Here is a 13,682-nt window from a genome sequence, read left to right on the forward strand (position 1 = left end):
CGCCCGCCCAGATCGCCCGTCAGGCGCCGACCGCGACCGCCATCGGCGTCCCGAATGCGTGCACGCCGGACCCGACCTCAAACGTCCGACCGTCCGGCAGGTCCACCACTCCCGTTGCCCCCGTCGGCACCCGCACCTCCACGTGGAGCTCACCCGCCTCGATGCGCCAGGCGATCGCGGCGCGCCCGTACGGCGTCTCGTGCTCCGTGGCCGCGTGCGCGAGCCCGCCGCCGGGGCGCGGCGCGAAGGAGATGCGCCGGTACCCGGGGTCGAGCGGTGCGAGGCCGCCGACGGTGCGGTGAATCCAGTCGGCGACCGCGCCGAGAGCGAAGTGGTTGAACGAGGTCATCCCCCCGGGGTTGACCGTGCCGTCGGGGAGCAGGCTGTCCCACCGCTCCCACGTCGTGGTCCCGCCGGAGAGCACCGTGTACATCCACGAGGGGCATTCCTTCTCCAGCAGCAGGTCGTACGCGACGTCCACATGCCCCGACCGCGTGAGCGCGTCGGTGATCAACGGCGTCCCGGCGAAGCCGGTCGCAATGCGGTTGCCACCGGCGCGCACGAGCTCGGCCAGTCGGGCGCCCCAGACGTCGCGCTCGGCGACGTCGGTGTAGAGCTCGAACTCGATCGCGAGGGCGTATGCGGTCTGTGCATCGCTGCTCAGCAGACCCGCGCCGGTGACGTACTCGCCGCGGAACGCATCGCGGACCTCGGCCGCCAGGCGTGAATACGTCTCGACGTCATCGAGGCGTCCGAGAACCTCGGCCATCTTCGCGAGGTGAAGGCTCGACCACGCGAAGTACGCCGTCGCGACGAGGTATCGGTCGGTCGTGGCATCCGCCGGATCGTGCGGCGGAGCCGCCGGGTCGAGCCAGTCGCCCAGCTGGAACCCCGTGTTCCACAGGCGCGAGGGACCGGCCAGCCGCGCGACGAGATCGACCCACTTCCGGGCCGAGTCGTACTGGTCGCGGAGGATGCGCGCGTCTCCGAACTGGCGGTACAGGGTCCACGGTGTCAGCACGGCGACATCGCCCCAGGCCGCCCCGGGACGGATGGGGGTCCACTCCTCGCCACCCGGGATCACCGGCACGTACCAGGGCACGGTCCCGTCGGGAAGCTGCTCGACCGCGACATCGCGCAGCCACGAGCGGAGCATGCCGGAGCAGTCGTAGAGGAAGGATGCCGCGGGCGCGAAGACCTGCAGGTCGCCGGTCCAGCCGAGGCGTTCGTCGCGCTGCGGGCAGTCGGTGGGGATGTCGACGAAGTTGTCTCGCATCGACCACCGCACGTTCTCGTGCAGGCGGTTCAGCAGCGGGTCCGACGAGGCGAACCAGCCGGTCCGCTCCATGTCGGTGTGGTAGACCCGCGCCGTGATCGCTCCGGGAGCGATCTCCCCCGGCCACCCGGCCACCTCGGCATAGCGGAATCCGTGGATCGTGAAGCGCGGTTCCCACTCGAGCGTCCCCCCGGCGTGCTCGAGGACGTCGGTGGCCGCCGCCCCCCGCAAGGGGCGGGTGTAGAGCTCGCCGTCCTGCAGGACCTCGGCGTGGCGCAGGGTGACGACCCCGCTGTCCTCTGCCGTGAGCGAGAGACGCAGGCGTCCGGAGATGTTCTGGCCGAAGTCGAGGATCCACGCTCCCGTCGACGATCTGGTCACCTCGACCGGTGAGAGTTCCTCGGTGCAGCGCACCGGTGGTCCCTCGGGGGCGACGAGCGTTGCGTGGTCGACGGGAAGCAGGCGCGCGGGCGTCCAGTCTCCGGCGGCGGCGGCCCAGTCGTCCTGCTGCAGTCGCGCGTCGAAGTGCTCGCCCTCGTAGATGCCGGTGGTCAGGATGGGGCTCGGCGCCGCCTCCCACTCGGCATCCGTCGCCACGACCGACCGCGAGCCGTCGGCGTGCTCGATCTCGAGCTGGGCGATGAGGCCGATGTCACTGCCGTAGAGGTTGGGGTACCCGCCGTGGAAGCCGAGACGCCCGCGGTACCAGCCGTCGGCGAGCCACGAGCCGATCGTGTTCTCACCCGCGCGGAGGTGCTCGGTGACGTCGTACGTGTAGTACCGCAGCCGCTCGCCGTAGACCGTCCAGCCGGGCGACAGCGCGTCGTCGCCGACCCGACGGCCGTTGATCTCGACCTCGTACAGGCCGTGCGCCGAGACGTACAACCGGGCGCGGGAGACCTCGAACGCCACCTCGAACGCCCGCCGGACGCGCGGCGGACGGCGCAGCGATTCGGGCTCCTCGTCCCACGCGGGCCCGACGACACCGGCGACCCAGTCGTCGGCATCCAGGAGTCCGGCCTCCACACGCGACGCGGGCGACCAGTCGGATGCCGCGTCATCGTCGCTGAAGACCCGAACGCGCAGCGTGGCGCTCTGACGGGACACGAGGGGGGCGAAGGGCCACTCCACGAGCACGGACTCGGCACTGCGCACGATGCCGGAGGTCTCGGCACCGCTCTCGGTCACGATCTCGAGCTCGTAGCCACCCTGCCGCCATCCGGCGGGGGCCTCGGTCTTCCACGACACCCGAGGGGTGGCGACGCCGATGCCGAGGGCATCGGGGAGGTGTTCGAACGTGAGGGGGGATACGTCAACGGTCATGCGGTCGTCATCTCATCCTGCTGCGGGTGGACCATGGGCTTGAGGGCGGAGCGGTCGCGCCCGGGGAGAAGCAGGGCGTCGTGGACCCCGCCGAGGGGATGCACGCTCGTCACGAGTCGACGCAGATCCACTCGTCCGCTCGCCGCGAGCGCGATGGCATCCGGGTACTGGTTCGCATACCGGAACGTGCCGGTCAGCACGATCTCGCGCGACTGAATCACATCGAGCGGCAGCGTCACGTCGCCGTCGGTCGACATCCCCACCAGAACGGCGCGGCCGGCGGGGGCCAGCGCGGCGATCCCGGCGCGGATCGCGGAGGGCACACCGGAGCACTCGATGAGCACCGTGCGATCGGTCGGCAGCGGGTCGGTGCGCGGGTCGACGATGCGGGACGCACCGAGGTCGGCCGCCACGGCCAGGCGCTCGGCGGAGACGTCGCTCACGCACACGTCCGCCCCCTCGACGAGCGCGACCTGCAGTACGAGCAGTCCGACGGGGCCCGCACCGCTGACGAGCACGCGATCGCCGATGCCGACGCCGGCTTTGCGCACCGCCCACAGCGCCACGGCGAGCGGCTCGATGAGCGCGGCCTCGTCGTCGTCGAGGGCGTCGGGCACGTCGCGGGCGAAGTCGGACGCGATGACGACGTGCGTGGCGAAGGCTCCGTCGATCGGCGGGGTGGCGAAGAAGCGCACGCGGGGGCACAGGTTGTACCGGCCGGCGCGGCACTGCTCGCAGCGCCCGCACGGCACGCCGGGCTCGAGGGCGACGCGAGCGCCGAGGCGGTCGGGCGAGACATCCGCGCCGAGCGCGACGACCACACCGGATGCCTCGTGCCCGAGGACGAGCGGTTCCTCGACGCGCGTCGAACCGATGCGGCCCTCGCGATACCAGTGCACGTCCGAGCCGCACACACCCACCGCACGGACCTCGACGAGCACCTCGTGCGCGGCGAGCGCGGGGACGGGACGCTCCTCCACGACCGTGGTGTCGATCGCCGTCATGACGGCCGCGCGGAGGGACTCCGGGGGCGTCATCCCTTCACCGCGCCGCTGGCCAGGCCCGCCATGATGCGCTGGTTCAGCACGAGGTAGATGGCCAGGATGCCGAACACGTTGATGCAGATCGCGGCGAAGAGGGGTCCGTACTGCGTCGCGCCGAACTGCCCGGTGAAGTTGAGCAATCCGACCTGCACCGTGCGCAGTTGCGACGAGTTGGTGAAGGTCAGGGCGATGAGCAGGTCGTTCCAGAAGAAGAAGAACTGCACGAGCGCGACGGTCACGATCGAGTTGCGGGCCATGGGGAGCGCGACGGAGAAGAAGGAGCGGAAGATCGACGCACCGTCCAGGGTCGAGGCCTCGAACACCTCGCGCGGGATCGCACGGAAGTACGTCGCCATCATGAACACGGTCAGCGGCAGACCGGTCGCGGTATACGTGATGATGAGCGGCCAGAGCGACCCGGTGATCCCGGCCTGGAAGTACACCGAGAACAGCGGCAGCAGGATCATCTGACCGGGCACCATGATGCCCGCGAGGAAGAGCAGCAGGATGCCGCCCCGGCCGCGGAAGACCATGACCTCGAGCACGAAGCCCGCGGCGACGCCGAACAGGAGCATGAGCGCGAGCGCAGGGAAGACTGCGACGACGCTGTTGCCGAGGTACTGGCCGATGTTGCCGGTGACCCAGGCGTCGACGTAGTTCTGCAGATTCAGCTCGCGGGGCAGCGCCCACGTGGGGGCGTTGAGGAACTCGTCCTGGCTCTTGAAGGAGTTCATCAGCAGCCACAGCAGAGGAAGGACCTCGATGGCGACCAGCAGGACGATCAGGACGGTGCCGGGGGTGCGGCGCAGGGCTCCGGCCCGTACGGCGGGCTTCCGGCGCGGGCGCAGCGGCTCGGGGGTCTGGGGCAGGGTGGCGGTGGACATGGGGGATCAGCCCTTCGTGGCGTCGCGGCGAGACGACCGGAAGATGAAGACGGTCACGATCAGGCACAGGATCGTCAGCAGCAGCGCGATCGAGGCGCCGTAGCCGTATTCGCCGTAGCTGAACGAGGTCTGGAACATGTAGAGCGTCAAGGGCGTCGTCGCCGTCCCCGGTCCGCCGTTGGTCAGGGCGACGATCGAGTCGAAGACCTTGAGCGTGCCGTTGATCGAGAAGATCACCGACGACAGCAGCACGGGCAGCGACAGCGGCAGGACGATGCTGCGGACGAGACGCCAGCCGTTGGCTCCGTCGAGTCGCGCCGATTCCATGATGTCGTCGGGGATGTCGAGCAGCCCCGTGTACAACAGCACGGCGTAGAAGCCCATGGAGCGCCAGAGGTCCATGATCACCAGGACGACGATCGCGCTCACGGGGCTGCCGAACCAGTCGACGGATGCCACCCCGAACACGTTCAACAGGGCGTTCACGGGGCCGGTCTGCGGCGCCACCTCGAACAGCTTCTGGAACATCAGGGCGACGGCCACCGTGGGGATGATGACGGGGAAGAAGACCAGGGTGCGCACGACGCTTCCGCGATTGCGGAGCACGAAGACGTAGAACAGCGCGAGCAGGTAGCCCAACAGCACCTGCCCCACGGTGATGATGACGGCGTAGAGCAGGGTGAACCGCAGCGCCTCACCGACGCGGGGGTCCGTGAAGAGGCGGGCCAGGTTGTCGACCCCGACGAATTCGAACCCGGAGATCGCGTTGCCCTCGAAGAGCGTGTAGCCGAGTGACCACACCACCGGGATGAGCATGACGAGGGTGTAGACGATGAGTGCCGGGCCGAGCAGCAGCGCGATGGCGCGCGGATCGCCGAGGACTTTGTTCATGGGGTTTCCTTCACGGGGGACGAAGGGTGGGGGCGACGGACGTCGCCCCCACCCGGGAGGTCACTCAGCCCAGGTCGGCCTGCACGAGGCTCATGAAGTCCTGCGGCGAGGTCGCACCGGTGATCAGCTGCGCGGCGTTCTTCTGGCTCGTCTCGGTGGCCTTGGCGCTGAAGAGCGCTTCGAACCACAGCACCGACTCCTTGGTCGACGAGATCTGGTCCTGGACCAGCGACGTCAGTTCGTCGACCTGGACGTCACCGTCGACCGTGAAGCCCGAGATCGTGTCCGCCTTCGACAGCGACTCGGCGCCGTAGTTGTTCGCGATGCACGTGAGCCACTTGCCGGTGTTGTCGTTGTACGCCTTCGCCGACAGCGCCATCGGCAGACCGACGTTGGCCGGGGTCTGGCTCGCGTCGCCGGCGCCGCCGGTGACGTTCGGGAACGGCAGGAAGCCGATGTTCTCCGAACCGATCTGGTTCGCCGTCTCGTCGGCGAAGTTCGCCAGCGCCCAGCTGCCCATGTAGAAGAAGGCGGCCTTGCCGGTGAGGAAGGTGTTGAACGCGGTGTCGTAGTCGATCGAGCCCACGCCCTGGCCGAAGTACCCCGCGGCACCCAGGTCGGCGACCGCCTGAGCGGCAGCGACGTACTCGGGGTCGGTCAGCTTCGCCTCGCCGTCGGCGACCTTCTGAAGGGCGTCGGGGCCGAGGTCGCGGAAGATGTATCCGCTGATCAGGCGGGTGATGGGCCAGCCCTGCTCGCCCGAGGCGGAGAACGGCTGGACACCGGCGCCCTGGAGCTTCGCCGCGGCGGCGGTGAGCTCGTCCCAGGTCTCGGGGACCTGGATGCCGTTGTCGCTGAGGAGCTTCTTGTTGTACCAGATGCCCTCGATGTTGTACTGGTACGGCAGCACGTTGAAGCCGCCGTAGAGCTGCTCGATCGTGGAGATCGCGGCGGGCTGGATCTTGTCGATGACACCGAGGTCGGTGAGGGTCTTCTTCAGATCGAGGACCTGGCCGCCCTCGGCGAGTTCCTTGGTGAGGGCCGGAGCGTTGCCGGCCGCGTACTGCGTCGGCAACGCGTTCTGCCCGGCGAGCAGTTGGAGCTTCTGGTCGAGCTGCGTCTGCGGGACCGTCTCGACCTCGAGCGGCTGCGCGTCGTTCTCTGCCTTGCACTGGTCGGAACTCAGGCTCGTCAGAAGATCCGGGATCGTTGTGTTCTCCTGGTTGACCAGGAATGAGAACTTCGACCCGGCGGCCGCGTTCCCGCCACCGCCGGCGCAAGCGGTGAGAGCCAGGAGCGCGGCGGCACCTGTCGCGACGATGGCGACCGTCCGACGCGACCGCGTGAATGCTGTGGACACTTTTCCTCCTCGAAAATGCACCTCGGTCATTGAAGCGCTTCAAGAGGATTATGCAAGGCGAGATGGACGGAGTCAAGAATTTTTTGAAACGCTTCAGACCTCGGCGGAGATGGCGCGTTCGCGCCCGACCGTGCTCTCGCGCACCACGAGCTCCGGCTTCAAGAGGGTCGTGACATGGGTGTGCTCCGCCCCGTCCTCGATCTCGGCCATGAGCAGCCGCACGCCTTCCCGCCCCATGTCGAGCCCCTGCATCTGCACGGACGTGAGCGGGATCATCCCGCCCCACGCCGCGGAGTTGTGGTCGCAGCCCATCACGGCGACATCGCCCGGCACCTCGATGCTGTGCGCGTTGAAGACCTGGATGATCGCCATCCCGAGGAGGTCGGTGACAGCGATGACACCGTCGAGACGCCCGGCCCGGACCTCGCCGGCCAGTTCTTCGCCGGCCCGGAGCCCCCCGGGCGGATCCAGGTTCTCTGTCGGGACCTCCTGCAGCGACACCCGCCCGCCCTCTTCGTCGACCGCACGGCGGACGCCGCGGCGGCGCAGGGCGACGGGCTGCAGGTAGTCGCGGCCGCCGACGAACGCCAAGCGGGTTCGCCCCAGATCGATGAGGTGCCGGGCGGCGAGGTAGCCGACCTCCTCGTTATCGACGAGCACCTGACAGCAATCGTTCTTGCCGGAGTCGTAGTTCAGGACGACGGTGGGACGACCATGGCTACGGATCCGGGCGACGTCGTCGCTGGCATCCTGCATGGGCGCCAACAGGATGCCACTGACCCGGGCTTCGTCGAAGAAGTCGAGGTCGGCGCGCTGCTGGTCGACACGATTGTCGCTGTTGGCCACGAGAACGTTCATGGCCAGCTCGGCCGCGAATCGCTGGGCCCCGCGGGCGATGTCGACGAACAGCGAGTTGCTGATGTCGATGACGACCAGACCGATGCTGCGCGAGCGCCCGGCCGCCAGTTGCTGGGCGTTGGAGTTGCGGACGAAACCGAGCTCCGCGATCGCGCCCTGCACCTTTGCCAGCGTCGCGGGAGACACCTTGTCCGGGTGGTTGAGGACGTTCGAGACCGTGCCGAGAGCGACTCCGGCGACACGCGCGACGTCGGCCATGCTCGGCGTCCGTTGCCCGTTCGACACCCGCGCCCCCTCCGTCCGCCTCGACCGTCTGCTTCGGATGCTAGCCGATCCGCGGACGCGTTTGATGCGTTTCAATACCCGGCCGGTGGATCCGTGGACGAGCCCTCGGCCGCGAGGGACGGATAGCCTGGGAGCGATGTCACGGGACGAGAACGCGCGCAGAAGATTGTCCCGCAGCACCCCGAACGGCGCGGTCGTCGCGGTTCTCGCCATCGCCGGCCTCTGCTCGTCGTTCATGTTCACCCTCGTGGTGCCCATTCAGGCGAAGCTCCCGGAACTGCTGAACGCCTCGCGGGATGACACCGCCTGGGTGGTCACCTCCACGCTCCTCGCGGCGGCCGTCATCACGCCGATCGCCGGGCGCCTCGGCGACATGTACGGAAAGCGGCGCATCGTGCTCGCGCTGTTGGCTGTGATGATCGCCGGGTCTGTGATCGCCGCGCTGTCGCCCGGCATCGTCGGGCTGATCGTCGGTCGCGCGCTGCAGGGCGCGGTGGTCGGCGTCGTCCCCCTGGGCATCTCCATCCTGCGCGACGTCCTTCACGAGAACCGGGTCGACAGCGCGGTGGCGCTCATGAGCGCCACCCTCGGCGTCGGCGGGGCGGTCGGCCTCCCCATCAGCGCCCTCGTCGCGGAGAGCACCGACTGGCACTGGCTGTTCTGGATCGCCGCGGCCCTGGGCGCCGTCGTGTTCGTCCTCGTCATCGTGATCGTCCCGGTGAGCGTGCTGCGCACCGCCGGACGGTTCGACGTCATCGGCGCGACGGGACTCGCCGTCGGCCTCATCGGCATCCTTCTGGCCATCTCACGGGGGAACTCGTGGGGCTGGACGTCGCCGCTCACGCTCGGTCTGGCCGTCGGCGGCATCCTGGTCCTCGTCGCCTGGGGATGGTACGAACTGCGCATCGACGATCCGCTGCTGGATCTGCGCGTCGCCGCACGGCGGCCGGTGCTGCTGACCAACCTCGCGTCGATCGCGATGGGCTTCGCTCTCTTCACCTCGAACGTGTCGCACCCGCAGATTCTCGAGCTCCCGACCTCCACCGGCGTCGGGCTCGGCCTGTCGCTGCTGGCCGCGAGCCTGGTGGTCATGCCCTCGGGTCTGGTGATGATGGTGCTGTCGCCGCTCTCGGGAGCCCTCGCCCGGACCATCGGTCCCCGGGTTCTGCTGATCGCCGGGTCGGTGTCGCTGATCCTCGCCTACGGCTTCAGCCTCGTGCTCGCCACCGAGGTGTGGCACTTCGTCGTGGCGAACATCCTCATCGGCTTCGGCATCGGTTTCGGCTATGCCGCGATGCCGATGCTCATCATGCGTTCCGTGCCGCCGAGCGAGACGGGCGCGTCGAACGGACTGAACGCCCTCGCGCGGTCGCTCGGGACCAGCACGTCCGCCGCGGTGGTCGGCGTCGTGCTCGCGACCCTGTCAACGGGCGAGGGCGAAACCCGCGTTCCGACGGCGCAGGCCTTCGGCGTCTCGTTCGCTCTGGGCCTGGGCGCGGCGATCGTGGCGCTCGTCCTCGCGCTGCTCATCCCCACGCGTCGGGTGCCCAGCGAGAGGCATCCCGCGCTTCCCGAGTGACGCCCGCGTGAGGGGTCACTTTCTGTCGCCTCGACGCGTGTCCAGGCGACGAATATTGACCCTTCACGCGGCGGCGGCGCCACCCCGGAGGGTGACGCCGCCGGAGACCCGGGGACGATCAGCGCAGGATGCCGCCGAGGTCGAGCGCGCCGTCGACCACGTCATCCACATCGGACGTGACGTCGCCCACGACATCGTCCACCGAACCGGAGATCTCGTCGACCGAGCCGGAGACGTCGCCGACCGAGGCGCCGTTGTCGCCCGTCGAGACACCGGCGTCGCCGGTGGAGACGCCCGTGTCGTTGCCGGACCCCACGGGGGCCTCGACCGGAGCGGTCACGTCGTTGCCGGAGCCGACGTCGTTACCCGAGCCGAGATCGTTGCCCGATCCGATCGGCGCCGTGGTGTCGTTGCCCGACCCGATCGGGGCGGTGGTCTCATTGCCCGAGACGACCGGGGTCTGGTTGCCCGAGGCGACGTCGCCGTTCAGCGAGTCGCTCACGATCGGACCCTGCACGAGCGGCCCGATGTTCGCGATGTCACCGACCGCGGTCTGGGGGCTGGCGGTGAAGTCGCCGCTCTCGATGAGGCCGCCGACCCAGGTGTAGAACGGGTCGGACGCGTCGACGAACTGCGTCGCGGTCGTCGAGGCATCCGTCGAGGTGACGGTGTCGTCGGCCGATGCCGGCAGCGCCAGTCCGGCGACGGCGAGAGCCGCAGCTCCGGTGCCGGCCGCAGCGATCATGCCGATTCGGGTCTTCGTGTTGTACGTACGCATCAGGTTTCCCTTTCCGTTTCCGTTTCCGTCTACGGCGCTTCCGCCGCATGTGGGGTCATCCGAAGACGACCGGAAATCGGATGGGTGGGAAGCCGACCGGATGACGATCTCCGGTGTCGTCCGACCGACACGATCCGCGCCCTGACGGCGATCGCGGGAAACCCTGGCAGAACCCTGGCAATGCGCGACGGGCGGGGCATCTGGGCCCCGGTGGCCGCCGCAGCCCGTCCGCGCCCGCCGGGATCGACCGGGTTCAGGTGGGCGGCGTCGAGGCCGCGCCGCGTCCACGAGCGCGCGTCCGTGCGGCCGGTAGCGGCGAAGCCCGCCTAAGGGACCTCGGCGGAGAGCAGCTCCCGGATCAGCACGGCCATGTTCCCACCGAGCTGGGCGTGGTGATCCGTCACGTAGACGACGTTCGAGTGCGTCGTCACGTGGAGATCGAACAGCGTGGCCGCGAACCATTCCAGCGAGACCCACAGCTCGCCGTCGCGCCGCACGGCCTCGGTGCGCATCGCCCGGACGCGACCGTCGACGAGGATGCCGACGTTACCCCGGGCGAAGTCGACGACACGTCCGTCGGCCAGGCGGAGCGTCGCCACGTCGCCACCCTCGCGGAGATCGAGTTCGGCGCCGAAGGCCGTCGCGAGGAGACTCGACGGCACGTAAAGCGAGGAAACGCGCACGAGGGGGGCGCCGGCCCGTCCGTGGTACTGCGTCCCCTCCCACCGGAAGACCGGTCCCGGCAGCCGCACGCGTTCGCCCGATACCCAGGCGACGGTGCACCCCTCGGCGACGGCGACGGCGAAGGTGTCCCCCCGCAGCTCGAGCTCGGGTCGAGTCCTGTGAATGGCGCCATCCGGCGCCCGCCGCACGCCCGAGAACAGGTGATCCCAGACGAGTTGCGCATCGTCGAAGGTCTGCCCGTGATCGCGCCCGTGGACGTCACGGAACACGACGTCGGCGAACTCCCCACGGTAGAAGGCGAAGTTGTCCACTCCGCGCACGGCGATGGTGGGCGGAGTGCGCACGCCGTTCACCCGGAGCCAGTACTCGAGGTTCTGCCGCACCAGCTCCGTACCGTTCGTCGCGTAGTGCTGCGGGCCGGCATCCAGATCGAGGCGCGACTGCCACATCGAAATGGGGCCACCTTCGTTGAGGACCTCACCGCTCTCCGTGAACAACAGCGAGGGGTCGATCGGAGCACCCGACCCGGCGGCACCCGCGAGCACGGATCCCGCGGCACGGACGAAGGTCGACGTCATCGACTCCCCCATCGACATGCCCTGCAGAAAGACCCGTTCACGATCAATCGAGTACTCGTCGGCCGCCCACTCGATGAGTCCCCGAATGAGTCGGATGTCGTGGTTTTCCTCGGCATTCCGAGCGGGCGGGTTGAGATAGAGGCCCTCGGGGTTGGGCGCCGTGAGCGCGTCGACGTGCTCGGGCGCCATGTCGATATTCCAGAAGCGCCGGGACCCGGCATCCGGGAAGATCACGACGAAACCCTCGCGATCGGCGACGTTCGTCCAGGACGAATAGACGGCTTGTCCCCACCCGGTCATCAACCCGCCGTGGAGGGAGATGACCAACGGGCACGGTGTCGCGGGGTCGTACGACTCCGGCACGTACGTGTACCAGCGGTCCGTCGATCCCGGGACGATGGTGCCCGTCATCTCCTCGAGACGCGGCGGGTAGGGCTGGGAGTTGTTGCCGTTCTCATTGACGACGACCTCGCTGCCTTTGAGGTGCTCCGGCAGGTAGTGCCGGTTGTCATCGTCGGGAACGCCGGGCCGGATGCGGGTCACACCGGTCACGGTCGACCACCTCGCTCATCGGCACGCAGGTCACTCGTGATCATCACCGATCTCCGATCCTCTCGTGGGCGTGGCCTGCCGCGGTCGAGCACGTCCGCGGCCTCTCTCACTATCGCGTGGCCGCGCGTCCCCGACAGCCGCCAGGTGGCGGATCGCCACGTCGCGATTGCGTCTGGCGGGCGGATCAGCCGCGCCGTCTCGCTCAGCGAACATGGCTGTGCCGCCGGAGGAGGCGGGGCGATCTCCCTTGAAGGGACGCCACGGATGCCAAGGGAGTGCCAGTGCCAGAGCGTCGACACCCGTGCGCGACGGCACCCGTCCCGAGCGCGCCGAGCGAACAGATCGGCGCGCGCGCATGAGGGCGCGCCGCGCCGATCGTCCCCCCATCTGGACGCCCCGGTTCTCGAGTCTGTTCGCGATCAACTTCGTGATCACCTTCGCGCAGTTCATGACCCTCGTTCTGGTGCCGAAGCTCGCGGCGTCGCTCGGCGCGAGTTCCCTGGTCGTCGGGTTGGTGGCCGGTGTCTTCGCGGTCACGGCGCTGGCGGTCCGCCCCGCCGTGGGCTGGGCGACACTGGTCGTCCGCCACAACTACCTGCTCGCCGGCACGGTCGCGCTGATCCTGGTCGCCTTCGTGCTCTACGCGGTATCGGACAGCATCCCGCTCCTGATCGGAGCGCGTCTCCTGCACGGTGCAGCCATGGGCTTCCTCGCCCCCGTGACGCTCGCGATGGCGAGCGACGCCCTGCCGCCGAGCCGGATGGCCGAGGGCGTGGGCACCTTCTCCCTGGGGCAGGCGGTGAGCACCGCGGTGGGCCCGTCCGTCGGACTGTGGATGGAGACGTCCTTCGGGTACCGCACCAGCTTCTTCGTGGGGGCCGCCATCATGGCCGTCGCGGCGATCCTGGCGCTCCGGGTGCGGTCACCTCGGGCACCCGGGGGCCCGAGCACACCGTGGCGCTTCTCCTCCTTCCTCGCGCGCGAGGCGCTCGTCCCGGCCGCCATCATGTTCTTCCTCGCGGGCGCGTTCTCCTCGGTCAACGCGTTCATCGTGCTCTACGGCGAGGCGCGGGGGGTCGACCAGATCGGCCTGTTCTTCGCCGCCTACGCGGTTTTCATCCTGCTCACGCGACCCTTCGCCGGTGCTCTCGGGGACGCGCGGGGACTGACGGTCGTCATCGTTCCCGGGATGGTGCTGTTCGCGGTCTCGTTCATCGTCATCGCCAACGTCGACACGCTGCTCGGGTTCCTCATCGCCGGCGCTGTCGCGGCCCTCGGGTACGGGATCTGCCAACCCGCCGTCCAGACGCTCGCGCTCACTTCCGTGCCCCCGCACCGGCGCGGTCTCGCGAGCAACACCAGCTACATCGGTGTCGATCTGGGGTACTTGATCATGCCCATCATCGGAGGATGGATCGTCTCGGCCGACATGAACGCCGGCGCCTCCGCCGAGGGCGCGTACTCATCGATGTACCTGCTGTCCATCGTTCCGATCGCGATCGGGCTGTGCCTCTACCTGGTGAGCCGCCGCCCGCACCCTCCCCGGAGCACCGCTGCTCCGGCCCCCACCGAGACCTGAGTCCGACCTCCC

General features: G+C 69.1%; 10 protein-coding genes. 2 read left to right on the plus strand and 8 right to left on the minus strand.

Translation table 11 applies throughout. The features are described 5' to 3' along the window. Window positions 1–19 precede the first annotated feature (19 nt). From ABC271_RS16875 to ABC271_RS16900, 6 genes are all read right to left on the minus strand, one after another. Window positions 20–2,599, minus strand: coding sequence for a family 78 glycoside hydrolase catalytic domain (locus ABC271_RS16875; protein ID WP_412925993.1), 2,580 nt, complete (start codon window positions 2,597–2,599; stop codon window positions 20–22). After that, a complete protein-coding gene (locus ABC271_RS16880; protein ID WP_412925994.1) occupies window positions 2,596–3,636 on the minus strand; it encodes an NAD(P)-dependent alcohol dehydrogenase in 1,041 nt (346 codons plus the stop codon). The genes ABC271_RS16875 and ABC271_RS16880 overlap by 4 nt, the downstream gene beginning before the upstream one ends. Next, window positions 3,633–4,526, minus strand: a complete 894-nt coding sequence (locus ABC271_RS16885) for a carbohydrate ABC transporter permease (protein WP_412925995.1) — start codon at window positions 4,524–4,526, stop codon at window positions 3,633–3,635. The genes ABC271_RS16880 and ABC271_RS16885 overlap by 4 nt, the downstream gene beginning before the upstream one ends. A 6-nt stretch (window positions 4,527–4,532) precedes the next feature. Continuing rightward, window positions 4,533–5,417, minus strand: coding sequence for a carbohydrate ABC transporter permease (locus ABC271_RS16890; RefSeq protein WP_412925996.1), 885 nt, complete (start codon window positions 5,415–5,417; stop codon window positions 4,533–4,535). Between the two features lie 64 nt (window positions 5,418–5,481). Continuing rightward, window positions 5,482–6,777 carry an ABC transporter substrate-binding protein gene (locus tag ABC271_RS16895; RefSeq protein WP_412925997.1) on the minus strand — a complete coding sequence of 432 codons (1,296 nt, stop codon included), beginning with the start codon at window positions 6,775–6,777 and terminating at the stop codon, window positions 5,482–5,484. Between the two features lie 93 nt (window positions 6,778–6,870). Beyond that, window positions 6,871–7,893 (minus strand): LacI family DNA-binding transcriptional regulator, encoded by a 1,023-nt coding sequence (locus tag ABC271_RS16900; protein ID WP_412925998.1) that lies wholly within the window; start codon window positions 7,891–7,893, stop codon window positions 6,871–6,873. Window positions 7,894–8,056: 163 nt separating this feature from the next. On the opposite strand from ABC271_RS16900, the gene ABC271_RS16905 reads away from it, so the two are divergent. Further along, window positions 8,057–9,499, plus strand: a complete 1,443-nt coding sequence (locus ABC271_RS16905) for an MFS transporter (RefSeq protein WP_412925999.1) — start codon at window positions 8,057–8,059, stop codon at window positions 9,497–9,499. A 118-nt stretch (window positions 9,500–9,617) separates the two neighbouring features. Here ABC271_RS16905 and ABC271_RS16910 read toward each other — a convergent pair whose 3' ends face one another. Then, a complete protein-coding gene (locus tag ABC271_RS16910; protein WP_412926000.1) occupies window positions 9,618–10,277 on the minus strand; it encodes a hypothetical protein in 660 nt (219 codons plus the stop codon). 326 nt (window positions 10,278–10,603) lie between these two features. Beyond that, window positions 10,604–12,091 (minus strand): hypothetical protein, encoded by a 1,488-nt coding sequence (locus ABC271_RS16915; protein ID WP_412926001.1) that lies wholly within the window; start codon window positions 12,089–12,091, stop codon window positions 10,604–10,606. Window positions 12,092–12,446: 355 nt separating this feature from the next. Here ABC271_RS16915 and ABC271_RS16920 point away from each other — a divergent pair, with 355 nt between their 5' ends. Continuing rightward, window positions 12,447–13,670, plus strand: coding sequence for an MFS transporter (locus ABC271_RS16920; RefSeq protein WP_412926002.1), 1,224 nt, complete (start codon window positions 12,447–12,449; stop codon window positions 13,668–13,670). Window positions 13,671–13,682: the final 12 nt, after the last annotated feature.

This window comes from Microbacterium canaveralium (assembly GCF_047238045.1).
GTDB lineage: Bacteria > Actinomycetota > Actinomycetes > Actinomycetales > Microbacteriaceae > Microbacterium.

Coding starts and splice junctions, on each gene's coding strand:
- ABC271_RS16880 (WP_412925994.1), bottom strand. CDS start 3,636: ATGACGCCCCCGGAGTCCCTCCGCGCGGCCGTCATGACGGCGATCGAC.
- ABC271_RS16885 (WP_412925995.1), bottom strand. CDS start 4,526: ATGTCCACCGCCACCCTGCCCCAGACCCCCGAGCCGCTGCGCCCGCGC.
- ABC271_RS16905 (WP_412925999.1), top strand. CDS start 8,057: ATGTCACGGGACGAGAACGCGCGCAGAAGATTGTCCCGCAGCACCCCG.
- ABC271_RS16900 (WP_412925998.1), bottom strand. CDS start 7,893: ATGGCCGACGTCGCGCGTGTCGCCGGAGTCGCTCTCGGCACGGTCTCG.
- ABC271_RS16875 (WP_412925993.1), bottom strand. CDS start 2,599: ATGACCGTTGACGTATCCCCCCTCACGTTCGAACACCTCCCCGATGCC.
- ABC271_RS16920 (WP_412926002.1), top strand. CDS start 12,447: ATGAGGGCGCGCCGCGCCGATCGTCCCCCCATCTGGACGCCCCGGTTC.
- ABC271_RS16910 (WP_412926000.1), bottom strand. CDS start 10,277: ATGCGTACGTACAACACGAAGACCCGAATCGGCATGATCGCTGCGGCC.
- ABC271_RS16890 (WP_412925996.1), bottom strand. CDS start 5,417: ATGAACAAAGTCCTCGGCGATCCGCGCGCCATCGCGCTGCTGCTCGGC.